Source organism: Rhodococcus sp. C3V, assembly GCF_029269915.1.
GTDB classification, from domain to species: Bacteria; Actinomycetota; Actinomycetes; order Mycobacteriales; family Mycobacteriaceae; genus Rhodococcus_F; species Rhodococcus_F qingshengii.
Map to the genome: position 1 here is coordinate 1 of NZ_JARJBE010000087.1, position 306 is coordinate 306.

The following is a 306-nucleotide window of genomic DNA, read 5'->3' on the forward strand; positions in this document are numbered from 1 at the left end:
GGCAGTTACGCAATGCGGCGACCACTGCCGGCAACCTGATGCAGGCAACCAGGTGTGTCTACTTCCAGGACGTGACAACTCCGTGCAACAAGAGAGAACCCGGGTCGGGTTGCTCTGCCATCGGAGGCTATGTGCGTTACCACGCGACCCTGGGGGCCTCCGACCAATGTATTGCCGTACACCCGTCGGACATGGCCGTCGCACTGGCTGCACTGGACGCCGTCATTGTCGTCCGAGACGAGGGTGGCGAGCACCGCATTCCGATCACCGAATTTTACCGTCTCCCTGGCGATTCACCAGAGCGCG

Annotated in this window: 1 protein-coding gene; it reads left to right on the forward strand. The window is 61.8% G+C overall.

Annotated elements, in window-relative coordinates; all coding sequences use genetic code 11:
- Positions 1 to 306: FAD binding domain-containing protein (locus P3G66_RS31905; RefSeq protein WP_276117899.1), on the forward strand; the 306-nt coding region annotated here is incomplete at both ends.